The sequence below is a fragment of the Pararcticibacter amylolyticus genome, assembly GCF_003130405.1.
Lineage (GTDB): Bacteria > Bacteroidota > Bacteroidia > Sphingobacteriales > Sphingobacteriaceae > Arcticibacter > Arcticibacter amylolyticus.
Genome location: NZ_QEAS01000097.1, coordinates 1 through 623, shown reverse-complemented (window position 1 = coordinate 623; position 623 = coordinate 1). Strand labels below are relative to the sequence as shown.

At 36.8% G+C, this 623-nt stretch carries 2 protein-coding genes; both read right to left on the bottom strand.

From position 1 onward, the window contains the following. Window positions 1-186, bottom strand: a 186-nt coding sequence (locus DDR33_RS26840) for a hypothetical protein (protein WP_238387954.1), incomplete at its 3' end; no start/stop codon positions are given. Window positions 187-256: 70 nt separating this feature from the next. Then, window positions 257-595, bottom strand: a complete 339-nt coding sequence (locus tag DDR33_RS25220) for a hypothetical protein (RefSeq protein WP_109418514.1) — start codon at window positions 593-595, stop codon at window positions 257-259. Between the last annotated feature and the right edge of the window lie 28 nt (window positions 596-623).

Below are 623 nucleotides of genomic sequence, written 5' to 3'. Positions count from 1 at the left end.
ACAATTATGCAGATAGGCACAGGGTTTTAACTGGATATTGTCTGTTGCGACTGTTTCGTTGAAATCTTGCAATAGGGCTGCATATGACCAGGCCTGGTAACTGGGATGTACGTGATTATAAAGCCCTGCCGGAAGCGTGTGCGCACCATTGCGTCTTTGTCGGTTATTTGAATGTCCTTGTCCCATTGCTTGAGTTCAATGAGCACGGCATGCTCCTGCTCTGCTGCATTTTGTCCGGATACAACCTGAATAAGTACTAAAAATAGAAAAAGATTCCAGTTTGGTATTTTAAAGCTTCTTCAAATAAATTCTTTATCTTTTTCACTTCAAGACCTAAAGTGTCATATCGTTTTTCATCTAAAACGTCACTATCCATCAATTTTTGAAGAATCTTTTTATCAGTTATAGACTCATCTTCAAAATTGTCAATGTTCGAGCCAGCTAACCTGTTAATGGAATCAAAAAAGCCTATATTCTCTAACTTTGAATGAACCTGTTCAGTTATTGATATCTCAATAAGATCACCTTCTATGTTTTCATCGAATTCCAAACGGTTTAGTGCTTGGTCATGTTTTGGCACACAAATTATCTTCATTAATTATCCGTATTTTTAAAGTGAGTTA